13 protein-coding genes are annotated in these 16,867 nt (G+C 70.8%); 6 read left to right on the forward strand and 7 right to left on the reverse strand.

Features of this window, described 5'->3' with window-relative positions; translation table 11 throughout:
• Positions 1-280 precede the first annotated feature (280 nt).
• The 6 genes from ald to ACYVIP_RS30985 form a co-directional block, all read right to left on the reverse strand.
• Positions 281-1,396: an alanine dehydrogenase gene (gene ald, locus ACYVIP_RS30960; RefSeq protein WP_460402738.1), complete on the reverse strand. Its 1,116-nt coding sequence runs from the start codon at positions 1,394-1,396 to the stop codon at positions 281-283.
• 130 nt (positions 1,397-1,526) lie between these two features.
• Positions 1,527-3,074, reverse strand: coding sequence for a PucR family transcriptional regulator (locus ACYVIP_RS30965; protein WP_460402740.1), 1,548 nt, complete (start codon positions 3,072-3,074; stop codon positions 1,527-1,529).
• 113 nt (positions 3,075-3,187) lie between these two features.
• Positions 3,188-3,718: a hypothetical protein gene (locus tag ACYVIP_RS30970; RefSeq protein ID WP_460402742.1), complete on the reverse strand. Its 531-nt coding sequence runs from the start codon at positions 3,716-3,718 to the stop codon at positions 3,188-3,190.
• 20 nt (positions 3,719-3,738) lie between these two features.
• Positions 3,739-5,949, reverse strand: coding sequence for a diguanylate cyclase domain-containing protein (locus ACYVIP_RS30975; protein ID WP_460402744.1), 2,211 nt, complete (start codon positions 5,947-5,949; stop codon positions 3,739-3,741).
• Positions 5,950-5,998: 49 nt separating this feature from the next.
• Positions 5,999-6,799, reverse strand: coding sequence for an SAM-dependent methyltransferase (locus ACYVIP_RS30980; RefSeq protein ID WP_460402746.1), 801 nt, complete (start codon positions 6,797-6,799; stop codon positions 5,999-6,001).
• Positions 6,800-6,921: 122 nt separating this feature from the next.
• A complete protein-coding gene (locus tag ACYVIP_RS30985; RefSeq protein ID WP_460402748.1) occupies positions 6,922-7,509 on the reverse strand; it encodes an SACE_7040 family transcriptional regulator in 588 nt (195 codons plus the stop codon).
• Between the two features lie 188 nt (positions 7,510-7,697).
• On the opposite strand from ACYVIP_RS30985, the gene ACYVIP_RS30990 reads away from it, so the two are divergent.
• The 4 genes from ACYVIP_RS30990 (at position 7,698) to ACYVIP_RS31005 (ending at position 13,347) form a co-directional block, all read left to right on the forward strand.
• Positions 7,698-8,489: an SGNH/GDSL hydrolase family protein gene (locus tag ACYVIP_RS30990; RefSeq protein ID WP_460402750.1), complete on the forward strand. Its 792-nt coding sequence runs from the start codon at positions 7,698-7,700 to the stop codon at positions 8,487-8,489.
• A 126-nt stretch (positions 8,490-8,615) separates the two neighbouring features.
• Positions 8,616-10,229, forward strand: coding sequence for a carboxyl transferase domain-containing protein (locus ACYVIP_RS30995; protein WP_460402752.1), 1,614 nt, complete (start codon positions 8,616-8,618; stop codon positions 10,227-10,229).
• A gap of 2 nt (positions 10,230-10,231) precedes the next feature.
• Positions 10,232-12,190: an acetyl/propionyl/methylcrotonyl-CoA carboxylase subunit alpha gene (locus ACYVIP_RS31000; protein ID WP_460402754.1), complete on the forward strand. Its 1,959-nt coding sequence runs from the start codon at positions 10,232-10,234 to the stop codon at positions 12,188-12,190.
• Between the two features lie 2 nt (positions 12,191-12,192).
• A complete protein-coding gene (locus ACYVIP_RS31005) occupies positions 12,193-13,347 on the forward strand; it encodes an acyl-CoA dehydrogenase family protein (protein ID WP_460402756.1) in 1,155 nt (384 codons plus the stop codon).
• Here ACYVIP_RS31005 and ACYVIP_RS31010 read toward each other — a convergent pair.
• Positions 13,333-13,968, reverse strand: coding sequence for a hypothetical protein (locus tag ACYVIP_RS31010; RefSeq protein ID WP_460402758.1), 636 nt, complete (start codon positions 13,966-13,968; stop codon positions 13,333-13,335). The genes ACYVIP_RS31005 and ACYVIP_RS31010 overlap by 15 nt on opposite strands.
• Positions 13,969-14,158: 190 nt before the next feature.
• Between ACYVIP_RS31010 and ACYVIP_RS31015 the strand changes: the two genes are divergently transcribed.
• Together ACYVIP_RS31015 and ACYVIP_RS31020 are read left to right on the forward strand one after the other, a co-directional pair.
• Positions 14,159-16,030 carry a Xaa-Pro dipeptidyl-peptidase gene (locus ACYVIP_RS31015; protein WP_460402760.1) on the forward strand — a complete coding sequence of 624 codons (1,872 nt, stop codon included), beginning with the start codon at positions 14,159-14,161 and terminating at the stop codon, positions 16,028-16,030.
• The gene (locus ACYVIP_RS31020; RefSeq protein WP_460402762.1) at positions 16,027-16,863 is read left to right on the forward strand and encodes a hypothetical protein; all 837 of its coding nucleotides are present in this window, start codon (positions 16,027-16,029) and stop codon (positions 16,861-16,863) included. Before ACYVIP_RS31015 ends, ACYVIP_RS31020 begins: the two co-directional genes overlap by 4 nt.
• Positions 16,864-16,867 lie beyond the last annotated feature (4 nt).

Below are 16,867 nucleotides of genomic sequence, written 5' to 3' on the forward strand. Positions count from 1 at the left end.
GGGGCAGGGGATGGGTCGTGGTGGGGTTGGGGGTGGCTTGAGGGGGAGGGTGAGGTGGGGCTCATGGTGGGTGGGTGGCTGTCGTCTGGTGTGGGGCGCTGTGGACTGGTGCTGGAATCTGTGTGCGGATGCTATTTGTGTGGCAATAATTCTTGCTTTTCTTGTGCTTCTTTCGCTTCTGGGTGCACCTTTTAACTCTCGGGTTTTGTTGTGGGTGTGGGCCATTTGGGTGCGTCGGCCTGAGGTTGTGCTGTGGGTGGGTGGGGGTGGGGGGTGTTGATTAGTTGAGGAAATTGGTCAACGGGGTGTGGGGGAGGGTGTGGGCTTGGGCTACGGGGGCGTTGGTGAGGGTGGTGGCGTGGGTGTTGAGGCCGGGGGCGAGGGTGGGGTCGTCGCGGAGGGCCTGGTGCCAGCCCTTGGTGGCCAGGGCCATGGCGTAGGGGAGGGTGACGTTGGTCAGGGCGTAGGTGCTGGTTCGGGGGACGGCGCCGGGCATGTTGGCTACGCAGTAGAAGACCGATTGGTGTACTTCGTAGGTGGGGGCGTCGTGGGTGGTGGGGTGGGAGTCGGCGAAGCAGCCGCCCTGGTCGATGGCGATGTCGACCAGGACTGAGCCGGGTTTCATCTCTTTGACCAGGTCGTTGGTGATGAGTTTGGGGGCTCGGGCGCCGGGGACCAGGACGGCGCCGATGACCAGGTCGGCTTCGCGGGCGGCTTCCTCCACGGCGAAGCTGTTGCTGGTGATGGTGCGGAGGCGGCCGCGGTACTGGTGGTCGATCTGGCGTAGGCGGTCGACGTTGGTGTCCAGGACCTGGACGTCGGCGCCCATGCCCACGGCGATGGCGGCGGCGTTGATGCCGGCCACGCCGCCGCCGATGACCATCACGCGGGCGGGGAGGACGCCGGGGACGCCGCCGGGGAGCACGCCTCGGCCGCCGGAGGGGCGCATCAGGGAGAAGGCGCCTACCTGGGGGGCCAGGCGGCCGGCCACCTCGGACATGGGGGCCAGCAGGGGGAGGGCGCCGGATGCGGTCTGCACCGTCTCGTAGGCGATGGCGGTGGTGCCGGCTGCCATGAGGGCCCTGGTCAGGGGTTCGTCGGCGGCCAGGTGCAGGTAGGTGAAGAGGATCTGGTCCTGGCGGAGCCTGGAGTACTCCTCGGCGATGGGTTCCTTGACCTTGAGGACCAGGTCGCCTTCTGCCCAGACGTCGTCGGCGGTGGCCAGTACGCGGGCGCCGGCGGCGACGTACTCGTCGTCGGGGATGGCGGAGCCGAGGCCGGCGTTGGCCTCTACCAGGACTTCGTGGCCGTGGGTCACCAACTCGTGTACTCCGGCGGGGGTGAGGGCCACCCGGTACTCGTGGTTCTTGATCTCGCGGGGTACGGCGACCTTCACGACTTCCTCCCGAACTAGGCCACATGGGTGTCTAAGACCACAGTGGGGTAACGGTGTGTCATAGTCATCGTTGCGCTGGCACCATGATGGCGCCATTCGCTCGTGCCGCGGGCACAGAAATCCTCGAGTGCTACGTCCAGCGCAGGGCTGTCAGCTGGGTCAGCAGGGCCAACCGCACGTTCGGGTCGTCGAGGTCGATGCTGGCCAGTTCGGTCAGTTTCGCCATGCGGTACCGGAGCGTGTTGGGGTGGATCCGCAGTGCGCGGCTCGCTGCTCGTGGATCTCCTGGATGGCGCAGCCACTCGTACAGGGTGTCCAGGTACGCGGTGCCTGAATCGTCGTCCTGTGCGCGGAGAAGTGGCAGGGGGCCGAACTCGGTCGCGCCGGTGGCGGCCGCGGCGACGGCCGCCCGGTGCAGGACCAGGACCGGCCAGGCCTGTTCGTGGCTGGTCATCGGGCCTTCGGCCAGGCCGGCGCGGAGCAGGGAGAGCAGTTCCTCGGCCAGTGCTCTGGACTCGGGGAGGTCGGCCAGGCGTACCGGTGGGCCGGCGGCGACCAGGGGTGGGGTGCGGTCCTGGGCCAGTGCGGCGCGCAGGGCGGGCCAGCCGCCGTCGCCGTCGTGGTCGGGCACCACGGCGTAGAGCACGTCGTGCAGTTCGGCCACGGCGGGGCGACGGCCGACGCCGGTGGTGATCCGCTCCCACAGCGCGAGGCGCATGCCCTCGGCGCCGAGGGTGTCCATGGTCTGACTGGCGATGGCCACCACGCGGTGTTCCTCGTCGGCCAGGTGTAGTTCGGCGGCCGCCAGCCGGACGCTGCCCTCGCCGGCCAGGACCGAGCGCACCAGTTCGGCCGACCGGCGGCGTTCGGCGTCCTCGGTGGCGCGGCGGCGCAGCAGGTGCAGTGCGACCACCGGGGCGGTGTCGGCGAACGCGGCCGCTCGTTCGTCGGACACCGGGCCGGTGACCACCGCCCACATCGAGCCGAGCAACTCGCCGCCCATCCGGATGGGCACGATCAGCCTTGGCAGGGTGCCGTCACGCTGGGCGGGTACGAAGATCGTGGTCCGGCCGCGGGACAGCTCCCGGAAGACCCCACGCGAGCGGAACCTGGCCAGCACGTCGTCTGGCACGCGGCGGCCCATGATCGTGGACACCCGCGCGGGGTCGGTGCGGTCCTGGCGGGAGGAGTAGGCGAGCACCCGGGAGTTCGCGTCCTCGATGGTCACCGGGGCGTCGACCACCGCGGCCGCGACGTCGGCGAGCCGGAACAGGTCGCCGAGACCGTTGCGCGTGGTGTCGCCGACCTCGGACTCGTCGGCGGCCGCGTCCAGCACCGAGCGCAGCAGCCACACCACCTGGGCCCAGGCCGCGCTCGCGTGCACCTCGACCAGCGCCAGCTCGCCGGCCCTGGCCGCGGCCAGCACCGCGGCCCTGGTCGGCAGTGGTGGCTTGAGTGCCACCGCGGCCGCGCCCTGTGCCGCGCAGTGGCGGACCAGCTCGACCGCGTCCCGCGCGGTGTGCACCGAGACGCCGAGGACCAGGTCACCGTCGCCGACCTGGTCCCGGCGCCCCGGCTCGGCGATCACGACGTCGCTCACGTGCTGGGTCGTGCCGCCGAGCCGGACGTGCAGCAGCGTCGGACCCATCCGGTCCACCACACCCCGCACGGTGATCATCGCCAGCTCAGTCCCTGTCAGTCCGGTGTGCTCATCCTGCCTCGCCGGCGACCAGGTATGCCCTGAATGACTCATGGGGGACGGTCAACGTCCCGAATGAGTCATTCAGGGCTTCAGGACAGGGCGGTGGTGATCCAGGGGGCTACGGGGAGGTCGCGGGTGCCGCACTCCTGTGACAGCCGGATCGTCCAGCGCAGGGCCTGGATCATCAGCGTGACCATCTCCGCGGGTGCGGCGTTGGTCAGCGCGATCTCGATGTGCGTCCTGGCCGCCTCGCTGTCGCCGTGCACCTCGGCCAGCAACGTCCGCACGGCGGTGCGCACCGGCGGGTCGGCCTCGTCGATCGGGATCTCCTGGCCGTCGTCGTCGTAGACCTGCATCTTGATCGGGGCCGGGCCGCCGTCGGGGCCGATGCTGACCTCGTTCAGCCCGGCCACCATCGCGCTGCACTCCTGGAACAGGAGCAGCATCATCTCCTGCGCGTCTGTCCGGTTCGTCGGGTTCGCCGCGACAGCATCCGTCACCCGGTCGACCGCGCCCTCGTCCGAGCCGGCGTTCATCGCCGCGAGCGCACGGCTCGCGGAGTCGATGATGCGCTGCTGGCGCTCGGGTTCGGGTTGCGGGTCCACGGCCCCATCTTCCATCAGTGTCGGTCGAGCCGGAGTCAACTGGTCGGCACGCGTCTGCTCGGATCGGGCAGGTCGGTCAGGTCCGTCGCGCCGAGCGGCGCGCCGAACAGCCCGCCCTGTGCGGTGACCGCGCCCACCGAGGTCCACCAGCGGACCTCGGTTGGGGTGCTCGGGTCGAGCACCGAGCACTCCCGCCCGCTGGCCACGATCGTCTGCACGAGCCTGGCCACCTCCATCCGCAGCACCTCGCCGGTGCCCGGCTGGCCCGCCGTGCCAAGGCCCTCGGTCGCCAGGGTCACCGAACGCACCGGTGAGGAGGCCATCAGCTCCAGCTCGCGCGGCCCACCCTGGAACCCGCACAGCCCGGTCGACACGCCGATGTCCACCAGTACGTCCAGGTTGTCCCGCGCGTCGCCGACGTCGTCGAGCAACGCGCCGGTGTCCAGCGAGACCTCCAGCAGGCTCGGCGCCTCGACCCCGCGCAGTGCCCGGTCGACCGCGGCCGACAGGTCGGCGTCGGCGGACTGCGCGCGGCTCAGCTGCAGGCGCAGCACCGGCTCCCGCACTTCGGGAAACACCTTGCGCAGCACCGGAAGCTGGGCACACGCCTCCAGCAACATCAACGGCCCGAGCTGGACGGACAGCCCGGTGCGCTCGGCGAGCTCGGTGCAGAACCGGTGGTCGTAGGAGTTTTCCTCGTCCCGCTGCCACACCAGCACCGGCCGCGCGGCGATCGCCGGCCCGGTGCCGACCTCGGCCCCCAGCCGCACCACGGGCTGGTAGCCGACGGTCAGCTGGCCGGTCTCCCAGGCCGATGGCAGCTCCGCGGCCAGCGCGTCGCGCTGTCGGGCCTTGTCGTCCTCGCCCTTGTGGTAGCCGGCCCACTGCCGGCGTCCGGTCGCCTTCGCCTTGCGCAGCGCGGTGTCCGCCGCCCGGAACAGCTCCGTCGGCGACATGTCCGCCGCCCGGCAACGGATCGCGCCGACGCTCGCGCCGATGGCGACCCCGCGGCCGTCGATGTACTCCGGCTCCGCCAGCTCGTTGTTGATCTTCTCGATCAGCTTGCCGATGTCCGGGGTCACCGGCAGATCCTCGATCAGTACGGCGAACTCGTCGCCGCCGAGGCGAGCCACCATCGCCCGCTCGGCGGACATCGCGGTCTCCAGCCGCTGCCCGACCGTGCGCAGCAGCCGGTCGCCGAAGTCGTGGCCGAGACTGTTGTTGATCATCGCGAACCCGTCCAGGTTCACGAAGCACAGCGTGATCGACGCGTCCGGCGCCGACCGGCCGAGCGTGGTCTCCAACTTCGACTGGAAGTGCTGCCGGTTGGGCATCCCGGTGAGCGCGTCGTGCAGCAGCTGGTGGCCGAGCCGGTCGCTGAGCAACTGCAGCTCGCTGACGTCCTGCACCATCGTGACGAAGAACGCCGGCGCGCCGGAACCGTCGCGCAGCAAGGAGATCGCGACGTAGACCCACGCGGTCTCGCCCTCGCCGGTACGCAGCCTTCGCTGCTCGTGCACCCGCTCGACCTCACCGTCGAGCACCCGCCGGTAGGTCTCGGCGAGGTCGCCGGGCACCGGCCGCGGCCCGGCCAGCCCCGAGGTGGGCATCGGGTCCTCGGTGACGAAGAACTCCGGCAGCAGCCGGCCGGCGAGCCGACCCGGCGGGCAGGCCAGGATCTGGCTCAACGCCGGGTTGGTCTCCACGCACATGCCGTTGAGGTCGGTGATCGCGATGCCGACCGCCGAGGCGGTGAACACCTCGTGGAAGCGGTTCTCGGTGGCCCGCAGGTTGTGCTCGGCGCGCACCATTGCGTTGAACAGCGCCTGCTTGAGCCGTTCCTGCTGGGTGAGGGTGTAGTTGCGCAGCCCGTCGGCGTAGCCGGCGGACATCGCGCCGAGCAGGGCCACGGTCCGCCGCGCCAGCGCGGTGTCCGGCGACTCACGCAGGTCGTTGAGCAGGCCGGAGGTGAGCACGTCGATGCTGGCGCGCAAGGCGAACGGGTCGATGAAGCCCTCGTCGACCAGGCGGCCGCCGATGCTCGAGCCGACGGTCACCGGCGCGGTCGGGCTGTCGTCCTGGAGCGAGGTCAGCAGCTCGTCGACCAGTTCGAGCAGCGTCACCTCCAGGTCGTCGACCGACCGGGGGATGTAGGCCGTCGAGGTGGCCGCACTCGCCCATGCCCGCGCCAGTTCCTCCCGGCGCGTGGCCGGGGGCGGGGTGGCTGGCACTGGATTCCTGTCCATCAGTCTGTGATCACGACGATCCTCGGGCGACCAGGAATTCTCGACGGTCTCAACCCTTGCGGGCAACACCAGCGTAGAGCCCGTCGTTGACCGCCTCCGCGGTGTCGGACTCCCGCTCCGGCCGCCACTGGGAGGTGGTCACCAGTCCGGGTTCGACCAGTTCGAAGTCGCCGAACAGCTCGGTGACCTCGTCCCGATCGCGGGTCACGACGGCGTTCTGGGACTGCTTCATGCCTTCAGTGACTTTGCTCATATCGAGGAAGTCGTTGGTGAGGTGGGTGATCGCGAGATAGCTGCCGGGGACGACGGCGTCCCGATAGGTGGCGAACACCGCGCGCGGGTCGTACTCGTCGAGGATGTAGTGCCCGATGGTGATGGCCAGGATCCCGATCGGCTGGCCGAAGTCGAGTAACTCCCTGGTCGTCTGGTCCTGCAGGACCAGCAGCGGCTTGGTGATGTCCGCGTGCACCATCGCCGCGTTCTCGTTGTCCTCCAGGATGAGCTGGCTGTGCGCGACGGCGACGTGTTCGTTGTCGACGTACACGACCTTGGCGCCGGGGTCCACCGACTGGGCGATCTCGTGTGCGTTGCCGACGGTGGGGATGCCGGATCCGAGGTCGAGGAACTGGCGAACGCCCTGGTTGGCCATGAACAGCACCGCGCGGCGCATGAACGCCCGGTTCATGAACGCGAACCGCTTGGCCTCCGGCTGCGCGGCCAGCATCCGCTCGACGAACTCGCGATCGACGGCGAAGTTGTGGTTCCCGCCGAGCACGTAGTCATAAGCCCTGGCCGCACTGGGTTTCTCCAGGTCGACCGAGGTGGGGACCCAGTTGGTCTGTTGCGCCACCGTTCACCTCTCCGTTTGGATCTGTGACCGAAACACTACTGACCGGTTGGTGTCAGTCGGGCGCGGGTTCACCCGGATGTACCAGCATCGAACCGGCGTTTCCCGCGCCGGACCGCGGCGGCTCAGCTGGCCGTGGACAGGCCGGGTTCCGGCAGCCCGGCGCACACCCGAGCCAGCGCGCCCGCGGTCATTTCCCGCAGCATGGTCGCCATCCGGTCGCGCCCGAGGTGCCGGCTGTGCGGCGTGGAGTTGATCAGTCCGAACGCCGCGTGCGCGGCCGTGCGGGCGGTCGGCTCGTCGAGCACCGGCCAGGTGTCCCGGATGGCGCGCACCCAGACCTCGACGTAGCGCCGCTGCAACCCGCGCACCCGGCGCCGGTCGGGATCGGTGAGGTTGCCCAGGTTGCGTTCCTGGACGGTGATCAGCGCCGGGTTGTCCAGTGCGAAGTCGACGTGGAAGCCGATCAGCTCGTCGAGCACGTTGGCCGGGTCGGCGGCGTCGCGGCGTTGCTGGCCGCCGGTGAACAGGGTCTCGCTGATGGAGGTCAGCATCTCCCCGAGCATCGCGTCCTTGCTGCGGAAGTGCCGGTAGAGCGCCGGGCCGGACACCCCGACGGCGGCGCCGATCTCGTCGATGCCGACGCCGTGGAAGCCGTGGCGGGCGAACAGTTCCGCCGCGGCGGCGAGGATCTGTTCCCGGCGAGTGGTCACCCGGCAAGCCTACCCACTCGCTTAACGCTCGCTAACCCCCCTGGTTGACGGTCAGGTGCGGCTGGGCGGAGCAGTCGTCTGGGCTGTTCGCGTATATCTGGCAACGGTTAACGACTAACGAACTGATTTCGGATTTCGTGACTTACTGGTGTGATGAGGAGGTCGGGAATCCCTCCGCGGAGGTAAAAATGCGCCTCGCTCGTCCACTTGCCGTATCCCTGTTCGCCGCTCTTGCCTTTGTCGGAATTGCTTCACCGGCATCAGCGGAAGCGGCCGGAAAGTACGTCGCACTCGGTGACTCCTACGCCTCCGGCACCGGTGCCGGTAGCTACGGCGACTCCGGTGGCTGCAAACGCAGTGCCAACGCCTACGCCCAGCTGTGGGCCAACTCCCACGCCCCGTCCGCCTTCTCCTTCGTCGCCTGTTCGGGGGCGGTGACCTCGGACGTGCTGGCCAACCAGGTCAGCGCGGTCACCTCGGACACCGAGCTGGTCACCATCTCCATCGGCGGCAACGACGCCGGCTTCGCCGACGTGATGACTGACTGCAACCTCGGCTCCGACCAGAGCTGCGTCGACCGCAACGCCGAGGCGCAGGCCTTCGCCCGCGCTGAGCTGCCAGGTCGGCTCGACAGTGTGTACACCGCGATCAGCGACCGCGCGCCCGGCGCGCAGGTGGTCGTGCTCGGCTACCCGCACATCTACGAGCTCGACGGGGACTGCTCGGTCGGCCTCTCGGAGACCAAGCGGGCCGCGATCAACGGCTCGGCCGACGTGCTCGCGGACGTCGTCTCGAGCCGGTCGGGGGCGTTCGGCTTCACGTTCGTGGACGGGCGGTCGGCCTTCGCCGGGCACGAGATCTGTGCGAGTGGCGCCCAGTGGCTGAACAGCATCACCTGGCCGATTGACGAGTCCTATCACCCGAACGTGGGCGGGCACCGGGACGGCTATTACGCGGCATTGGTCGGGGCCATCGGCTGAGTCGCACCCGCATTTCCAGTACCGCTCGAACGAGGCTGGAGTCCACCCGTCACCGCGCTGGACGGTCAGGTTAGAGACCGCTAACATCGGCACCGTAGGTTAACGATGACTAACCTGTGGAGCGAGATGGACGCACCCGTCCTGCGTAGCACGGCCGACCCCGGCGACCCCGCGTTCCAGCGGTACGTCAAGGAGCATGCTGCCCTGGTCGACGACCTGCTTGGCTGTTCCGCCACCGCCGCACGCGGCGGTGGCGAGAAGGCCAGGAAGCGCCACGTCGACCGGGGCAAGCTGCTGCCGCGCGACCGGGTCGAGTCCCTGCTCGACCCGGGTTCGCCGTTTCTCGAGCTGTCCCCGCTGGCCGCCACCGGCATGTACGACGGCGAGGCGCCCGGCGCGGGGATCATCACCGGCATCGGCCGGGTCAGCGGCCGGGAGTGCGTGGTCGTGGCCAACGACGCGACCGTCAAGGGCGGCACCTACTACCCGGTGACGGTCAAGAAGCACCTGCGGGCGCAGGAGATCGCGCTGCACAACCACCTGCCGTGCGTCTACCTCGTCGACTCCGGCGGCGCGTTCCTGCCCCGCCAGGACGACGTGTTCCCCGACCGCGAGCACTTCGGCCGCATCTTCTACAACCAGGCCACCATGTCCGCTCGCGGCATCCCGCAGGTCGCCGCCGTGCTCGGGTCCTGCACGGCCGGCGGGGCCTACGTGCCGGCGATGAGCGACGAGGCGGTGATCGTGCGTGAGCAGGGCACGATCTTCCTCGGCGGCCCGCCGCTGGTGAAGGCCGCGACCGGGGAGGTGGTCAGCGCGGAGGACCTCGGCGGCGGGGACGTGCACGCGCGCCGCTCCGGGGTCACCGACCACCTCGCCGAGGACGACGCGCACGCGCTGCGCATCGTCCGCTCGATCGTGAGCACGCTCGGCCCGCGCGCGCCCCGGCCATGGGAGGTCGCGCCGGTCGAGGAGCCGGTGGTCGACCAGGCCGAGCTGTACGGCGTGGTGCCCACCGACTCGCGCACCCCCTACGACGTGCGCGAGGTGATCGCGCGGGTGGTCGACGGCAGCCGGTTCCGGGAGTTCAAGAAGGAGTACGGGACCACGCTGGTCACCGGCTTCGCCAGGATCCACGGCCACCCGGTCGGCATCGTGGCCAACAACGGGGTGCTGTTCGGCGAGTCCGCGCTCAAGGGCGCGCACTTCATCGAGCTGTGCGACCAGCGGTCGATCCCGTTGGTGTTCCTGCAGAACATCACCGGGTTCATGGTCGGCCGCGCCTACGAGGAGGGCGGCATCGCCAAGCACGGCGCCAAGATGGTCACCGCGGTGGCCTGTGCGCGGGTGCCGAAGTTCACCGTGATCATCGGCGGCTCGTTCGGCGCCGGCAACTACTCGATGTGCGGGCGGGCCTACTCGCCCCGGTTCCTGTGGATGTGGCCCAACGCGCGGATCTCGGTGATGGGCGGTGAGCAGGCGGCCTCGGTGCTCGCCACCGTCCGCCGCGACCAGTTCGAGGCGCGTGGCGAGGAGTGGTCCACCGCCGACGAGGAGTCCTTCAAGGACCCGATCCGCGCCCAGTACGAGGACCAGGGCCACCCGTACTACTCCACCGCCCGGCTCTGGGACGACGGCGTGATCGACCCGGCCGACACCCGGCGGGTGCTCGGCCTCGGGCTGTCGGTCGCGGCCAACGCGCCACTGGAACCGGTCCGCTACGGCGTTTTCAGGATGTGACGATGTTCTCCACGGTGCTGATCGCCAACCGGGGCGAGATCGCGGTGCGGATCCACCGCACCCTGCGCGACCTCGGCGTGCGCGCGGTCGCGGTGTACACCGACGCCGACGACGGTGCCCGGCACGTGCGCGCGGCGGACGCGGCGGTGCGGGTCGAGAGCTACCTGTCGATCGACGCGATCCTGGCCGCCGCCAGGGAAACCGGCGCGGAGGCGGTGCACCCCGGCTACGGCTTCCTGGCCGAGAACGCCGCGTTCGCCAGGGCCTGCGCGGACGCCGGGCTGGTGTTCGTCGGCCCGCCGGCCGACGCGATCGACGCCATGGGCGACAAGATCCGCGCGAAGCGGACGGTCGCCGCGGCCGGGGTGCCGGTGGTGCCCGGCCGGGTGCTGGCCGGCATGTCCGACGCCGACCTGATCGAGGCCGCCGCCGAGATCGGCTACCCGGTGCTGGTCAAGCCGTCGGCCGGCGGCGGGGGCAAGGGTATGCGGCGGGTCGGGGACCCGGCGGACCTGCCGGCCGCGCTGGAGTCCGCGCGGCGCGAGGCCAGCGGCGCCTTCGGTGACGACACGTTGCTGGTCGAGCGGTTCGTGACCAACCCGAGGCACATCGAGATCCAGGTGCTCGCCGACACCCACGGCACCGTGGTGCACCTCGGCGAGCGCGAGTGCAGCCTGCAGCGGCGGCACCAGAAGATCATCGAGGAGGCGCCGTCGCCCCTGCTGTCCGATGTGGACCGGGAGCGGATGGGCGCGGCCGCGGTCGAGGCGGCCCGCTCGGTCGGCTACACCGGCGCGGGCACGGTGGAGTTCATCCTCGCCGGCGACCGGCCGGACGAGTTCTTCTTCATGGAGATGAACACCCGCCTGCAGGTCGAGCACCCGGTCACCGAGCTGGTCACCGGCATCGACCTGGTGGCCGCGCAGCTGACGGTCGCCGCCGGCCAACCGCTCGCGTTCGGACAGTCCGATGTGGACATCAAGGGGCACGCGGTCGAGGCGCGGGTCTACGCCGAGGACCCGGCCCGCGACTTCCTGCCGACCGGCGGCACGGTGCTCGCGCTGGCCGAGCCTGCCGGCCCCGGCCTGCGGGTGGACTCCGCGCTGCTGGCCGGCACCGTGGTCGGCTCGAACTACGACCCCATGCTGGCCAAGGTGATCGCCTGGGGCCCCGACCGGGATACCGCGCTGCGCCGGCTGTCCGGCGGGCTCGCGCACACCACCGTGCTCGGTGTCGGCACCAACGTCGCGTTCCTGCGCGCGCTGCTGGCCGACGAGGACGTGCGCGCCGGCCGGCTGGACACCGGCCTGGTCGAGCGCAAGCTCGCCGATCTGACCTCGGGGCAGGTCCCCGACCTGGTGTTCGCCGCCGCCGCGCTGGCCGAGCTGATCGACCTGCGCCCGACCGGCGCGGTCGTCGACCCGTGGGCGGTGCCCGACGGCTGGCGCCTCGGCGGGGTCGCCGGCGTCCCGTTCCGCCTGGCCTGCGGCGACCGGCAGGTCACCGTCCTGGTCACCGGCACTCCGGCCGGGGCGACGGTCGCGGTCGATGGCGCCGAGCCGGTCCGCGCGGCCGCCAGCCACACCGGCGACCGGCTCGAGGTCACCTTCGCCGGGCGCACCACCAGCCTGCGCCACGCGCGGGCCGGCGGCATCCGCTGGCTGGCCGCCGACGGACATACCTGGGCGGTCGAGGAGCACTCGCTGCTGGAGGGCGAATCCGCCACCTCGGCGGCCGGTGGGCCGGTGACCAGCCCCATGCCGGGCACCGTGCTGGTGGTCAAGGCCGCCGTCGGCGACCAGGTGCTGGCCGGCGCGCCGCTGGTGGTCGTCGAGGCGATGAAGATGGAGCACACCGTCACCGCACCGGTCGACGGCGTGCTCACCGAGCTTTCCGTACGCGTCGGCCAACAGGTCGCGCTGAACCAACCCCTTGCCGTGGTAACCCCACCTGAGGAGTAGCCATGATCGACTTTCGCCTTGACGACGAGCACGAGGCGTTGCGCAAGACCGTCGAGCAGTTCGCGCGGGAGGAGGTCGCGCCGGTCATCGGCGAGTTCTACGTGCGCGAGGAGTTCCCCTACGAGCTGGTCGCCAAGATGGGCCGGATGGGCCTGTTCGGGCTGCCGTTCCCGGAGACCTACGGCGGCATGGGCGGCGACTTCACCGCGCTGTGCGTCGCGCTGGAGGAGCTCGGCCGGGTCGACTCGTCGGTCGCGGTCACCCTGGAGGCCGGGGTCTCCCTCGGCGCCATGCCGGTGTACCGCTTCGGCACCGAGGAGCAGAAGCGCCGCTGGCTGCCGGCGCTGTGCTCCGGCGAGCAGCTCGGCGCGTTCGGCCTGACCGAGCCGGGCGGCGGCTCGGACGCGGGCGCCACGCTCACCACCGCGCGCCTCGACGGCGACCAGTGGGTGCTCAACGGGACGAAGTCGTTCATCACCAACTCCGGCACCGACATCACCGGTCTGGTCACGGTGGCCGCGGTGACCGGCACGAAACCCGGTGGCGGCAAGGAGATCTCGGCGATCATCGTGCCGGCCGGCACACCGGGGTTCACCGTGTCGAAGAAGTACTCGAAGGTGGGCTGGAACGCATCGGACACCCGGGAGCTGTCCTTCGCCGACTGCCGCGTGCCGGCGGCCAACCTGCTCGGCGAGCGCGGCCGGGGCTACGCCCAGTTCCTGTCCATTTTGGACGAAGGGCGGATCGCCATCGCCTCGCTGGCGGTCGGGTTGGCGCAGGGCTGCGTCGACGAGAGCCTGCGCTACGTGCACGAGCGCGAGGCGTTCGGCCACAAGATCGGGGAGTACCAGGCGATCCAGTTCAAGATCGCCGACATGGAGGTTCGCGCGCACACCGCGCGGCTGGCCTACTACGCGGCGCTGGCGCGGATGACCCGCGCCGAGCCGTTCAAGAAGGAGGCCGCGATCGCCAAGCTGGTGGCCTCCAACGCGGCCATGGACAACTCCCGCGACGCCACCCAGATCTTCGGCGGCTACGGCTTCATGAACGAGTTCCCGGTCGGCCGCTTCTACCGCGACGCCAAGATCCTGGAGATCGGCGAGGGCACCAGCGAGGTCCAGCGCATGCTGATCGCCAGGGAACTAGGCCTTGGCTGAGCCGCCGTTGCCGGTGGTGAACCGGTCGTCGATGTCGGGCAGCCAGAAGCACAGCTCCAGGGTCTTGATGCTCGCCCAGTGCCCGTGTTTGCGGCCCTGGGTGACCAGCACGACCGAGGCGACCGCGAGCAGCACCGCGCAGCCGGCGGCGATCACCGGCCGGGACCCGGTGAAGATCTCCACGACGCCGGCCACCGCCGCGATCAGCAGCGGCGGCGCGCAGTTGCGCAGCATCAGCCCGGTCGCGCGTTGCCGGAGCACTTCCGTGCCGGCGTCGATGTCGTGCAGTTGCAGGGCGCCCAGCAGCAGGAACGGGTCGGCCCGCACGTAGGCCCGGTCCTTGGCCGCCGGCGTGCGGCGGACGAACTCGACCCTCGGGTGGTCACGGCGGCGGCGCCGGGGCACCAGCCGGTTGGTCACCGCGCCGAGCGGATAGGACAGGTAACCGAGTAAGAAGCTGAACAGCACGGCGCCGATCAGCAACAACACGCCGGGGACGCCGAACACCGCTGCCGGCTCGGTGAGGTTGAACCGGAACGCCAGATAGCTGAGGAACGTGAGGTAGAGGGACCCGGGGACGGTGTAGGCGAAGAGATCGAAGATGCCGACAGCGATGTTCACCCGGTTGACGATATGTGGGCCCCGGCGGTGGCGGCCGCCGAGGCCGGCGCACCCCCGCCGGCTCGCGCCAGCGGGTTTGCGTTGGCAATGGTAGACCACCCGGACCAATTGACCAATGGTTGACCGGGATCTGGGCGATCCCGACATAGGATGACCTTCCTCTGCCCCGCGCGCTCCCCCGGAGGCCCTGATGCGCCGGTCACGTCGGATGCTCCTGCTCACCGCGATGGTGGCCCCGTTGGTCGGCACGGTGCTCGCCGCGCCGGCCGGTGCGGCCCCGCCGGCGGACGCGCTGCCGGAGACCCCGTCCTGGCTGAAGGTCGAGGACGGCGTGAGCCAGCCCCAGTTCGCCCTGGCCGACGCCATCGAGGAAACCCTGTTCGTGCAGACCGAGGTCGACAGCGACCTCGACGGCAGGCGCGACCGGGTGCGGCTGCGGCTGTCGCGGCCGGGGGAGACCGAGTCGGCCGGCATCAAGGTGCCGGTGGTCTTCGAACACAGCCCCTACCGGTACAACCCGGGCTCCGGGCAGAACCACAACGTCGACTTCCCCGTGCTGCCACAGGAAAGCCTGCAACCAAGGGGTGCGGTCGACGCGCTGAGCGGCCCGGTGCGCGGCCCGAGCCCCGGGCCGGACCTGCCCGGCTCGCTGGACAACTACTGGGTGCCGCGCGGCTACGCGGTCGTGCTCGGCGAGAGCATCGGCACCGGCTTCTCCGACGGCTGCCCGACCATCGGCGACATGAAGGAAACCCTTGGCACCAAGGCGATCATCGACTGGCTGAACGGCCGCGCGCCGGCGTGGAACGAGGCGGGCGAGCCGGTCACCGCGGACTGGACCACCGGTGACGTCGGCATGACCGGCGTGTCCTACAACGGAACCCTGCCCAACCAGGTCGCCACCACCGGGGTCGACGGCCTGCGCACGATCGTGCCGGTGTCCGCGATCTCCAGCTGGTACGACTACTACCGGGCCAACGGTCTGGTCAGGGCGCCGCACTCGAACCGCTCCGGGGTGGGCGAGAACGCCTTCCAGGGCGAGGACCTCGACGTGCTCGCGTTGATGATCGACGCCGACTTCGCGGACTGCCGCTTCCTCACCGACCCGATGCTCCAGTACAGCGACCGCGCCACCGGCGACTACAACGCCTACTGGCACGAGCGGGACTACCTGCACCGCGCGAAGGACGTCGAGGCCAGCGTGTTCGTGGTGCACGGGCTGGAGGACTACAACGTGATGCCCCGGGCGTTCGCGTCCTGGTGGTCCCAGCTCGAACGCCACGACGTGCCGCGCAAGATCTGGCTGCACAAGGACGGCCACGGCGGGCCCGGCGGCGCCACCGACTACCAGCGCACGCTCAACCGCTGGATGGACCACTGGCTGTTCGGCGTGGACAACGGGATCATGACCGAGCCGACGGCCGACGTGCAGCGGCCGGACGGCACCTACGAGAAGTACGCCGACTGGCCGGCCCCCGGCGCTCGGGACACCACGCTGCGGCTGGGCGCGCGCAGCGCCACCGAACCCGGCACGCTCACCACCCGCCCGGCGCCCGGTCCCCGGCCGCGGCAGTCGTTCGTCGACGCCGGCCGGGAGCTGGACACCGACGTGTCGCTGGTGCCCGCCCCGGACACGCCGAACCCGAACCGGCTGGTGTACACCTCCGCGCCGCTGGCCGAGGCGGCGCACCTGAGCGGCACGCCGTCGGTGTCGCTGCGGGCGTCGGTGGACAACCGGTACGCCGCCAACCTCACCGCGGTGGTCGTCGACTACGGGCCGGTCGGGTCGACCGACGCGCCGGTGACGGTCACCCGAGGGTGGACCGACGTGCAGAACCGGGTGTCGGCCGCGCGCAGCACGCCGATCCAGCAGGGGCAGGAGTACACGTTCACCTGGGACCTCGAGCCGGACGACTACGTGTTCCCGGCCGGGCACCGGATCGGCCTGGTCGTCGTGTCCACCGACCTGCACTACACGCTGCGGCCGGCGCCGGGCACCGAGCTGACCGTCGACCCGGCGCGCAGCTCGGTGTCGCTGCCGATCGTCGGCGGCCTGCGGTGAGGCGGCGCTGGCCGCTGGTGCTGGTGTTCGCGCTCGGCCTCGGCGTGGTCTCGCCCGCGGCCGCGCAGCCGGTGCGCACGCCAGCCGAGTGCGCGGCCGAGCTGGACTGCACGGCCGAGGACATCGACCTGATGTCGATGGCCGAGCGGCTGGAGTTCGTGCGCGCGCTGCAGGCCGGGCCGGGGGCCGAGCTGGGGGTCGCGGACCGGTGGCGCAACATCGAGGGCGTCATCACGTTCTTCGGTGACCGGGGGCTCGGCGCCCCCGGCAGCTGGGTGTCCTATGTGGACGCCGGGATCGTGGAGGGGATCGAGCGCGGCCTCGCGATCGCCGGCGGCCGCTCGACCGACGACTTCGGCAACCCGGGCTCGCGGTTGTGGGCCGACTACATCCGGGGCGTGGCGGCCGGCACGTTCCCCACCCGCGCCGCGCACGACCGCGCGTGGAGCCTGGCCGAGCAGGCGTCGACCGAGCACGGCACGGCGATCGCGGCGAGCCACGGCCAGCAGGCGACCGCGGTGGAGCGCCGGTTCTTCCAGTTCTCCGAGGTCTATCGCTGGACGCTGCGCAACCGCCCGGTGGCCATCGACCTGCTGGCCGTCTACGGCGGCCTGATCCACCCCGACCTGGCCCGCCAACGGGTGTCGTTCTACGACTGGTTCACCGACGTCCGCGAGTCCGCCCCGTCCTACCACGGCTGCGAACTCGCCTTCGGCTTCGCCCAACTCCACCCGATCGAGGGAGTCTTCGGCACCGCTGCCCTCTTCCTCGCCTACGTCACCGAACTCTTCGACGCCTACACCCACCCCACCCCGCGAGTCCAACCGTCGTGACACA

This window comes from Actinophytocola sediminis, assembly GCF_054779715.1.

Coding starts and splice junctions, on each gene's coding strand:
- ACYVIP_RS30965 (WP_460402740.1), bottom strand. CDS start 3,074: ATGATCACCGTGCGGGGTGTGGTGGACCGGATGGGTCCGACGCTGCTG.
- ACYVIP_RS30970 (WP_460402742.1), bottom strand. CDS start 3,718: ATGGAAGATGGGGCCGTGGACCCGCAACCCGAACCCGAGCGCCAGCAG.
- ACYVIP_RS30975 (WP_460402744.1), bottom strand. CDS start 5,949: ATGGACAGGAATCCAGTGCCAGCCACCCCGCCCCCGGCCACGCGCCGG.
- ACYVIP_RS30990 (WP_460402750.1), top strand. CDS start 7,698: ATGCGCCTCGCTCGTCCACTTGCCGTATCCCTGTTCGCCGCTCTTGCC.
- ACYVIP_RS30995 (WP_460402752.1), top strand. CDS start 8,616: ATGGACGCACCCGTCCTGCGTAGCACGGCCGACCCCGGCGACCCCGCG.
- ACYVIP_RS31000 (WP_460402754.1), top strand. CDS start 10,232: ATGTTCTCCACGGTGCTGATCGCCAACCGGGGCGAGATCGCGGTGCGG.
- ACYVIP_RS31005 (WP_460402756.1), top strand. CDS start 12,193: ATGATCGACTTTCGCCTTGACGACGAGCACGAGGCGTTGCGCAAGACC.
- ACYVIP_RS31015 (WP_460402760.1), top strand. CDS start 14,159: ATGCGCCGGTCACGTCGGATGCTCCTGCTCACCGCGATGGTGGCCCCG.